This is a genomic window from Alcanivorax sp. UBA3183, from assembly GCF_002364155.1.
Classification (GTDB): Bacteria; Pseudomonadota; Gammaproteobacteria; order Pseudomonadales; family Alcanivoracaceae; genus Alcanivorax; species Alcanivorax jadensis.
On the sequence record NZ_DEXN01000006.1, the window covers coordinates 129,601 to 130,466 of the forward strand.

Genomic DNA, 866 nt, shown 5'->3' on the forward strand with positions numbered 1-866 from the left:
TTACTCCGCTACGCTCCGTTCCTGCAGCGGCTATCGTTGATAGATTGGGAGCACAACCCACACACAAAAAAGCCGCCCCTTGCGGCGCGGCTCCTTTGTTGATCATGTGGCAAAAGCCTCAAGTCGCGTTTCAACTTGAAACTTTCAACTTGCTTCTGGGTTTAGGCACCCAGCAGCATCTGACCACACACACGCACTACGTTACCGGTCAGACCCTGAGAGGCCGGGCTGGCAAAGAAGGCGATGGTTTCGGCTACATCCACCGGCTGACCGCCCTGGTTCATGGCGTTCATGCGACGGCCCGCTTCACGGATGGTGAAGGGGATGGCGGCGGTCATCTGGGTTTCGATGAAGCCCGGCGCCACGGCGTTGATGGTGATGCCTTTCTCGGCGTACTCATCTTTGTAGGCGTCGATCATGCCGATCACGGCTGCCTTGGAGGTGCCGTAGTTGGTCTGGCCCAGGTTACCGGCGATACCGGCGATGGAGCTGATGGAGATGATACGGCCACCTTTGCCCATGCCGCCGTCAGCCAGCAGTTTTTCGTTGATGCGCAGCTGGCTGGCGATGTTGATGTTCAGCACCATGTCCCAGAATTTCTCTGGCATGTTGCCCAGCATCTTGTCGCGGGTGACACCAGCGTTGTGCACGACCACATCGTAGCCGCCGATTTCCTTGGCCTTGGCGGCGATGGTGGCAGGGGCGTCGTCAGCGGTGATGTCCAGTTCCAGGGTATCGCCACCGATCTGCCCGGCCACCTGGTTCAGGTCGTCGGCCATGGGCGGAATATCCAGCACGGTAACGGTAGCGCCGTCACGGGCCAGTACTTCGGCAATAGCAGCACCGATACCACGGGAGCCACCGGT

At 59.6% G+C, this 866-nt stretch carries 1 protein-coding gene; it reads right to left on the reverse strand.

Annotated elements, in window-relative coordinates:
• Positions 1-161: 161 nt before the first annotated feature.
• The coding region (locus tag B3Q33_RS01875; RefSeq protein WP_286826667.1) for an SDR family oxidoreductase at positions 162-866 on the reverse strand (705 nt) is incomplete at its 5' end.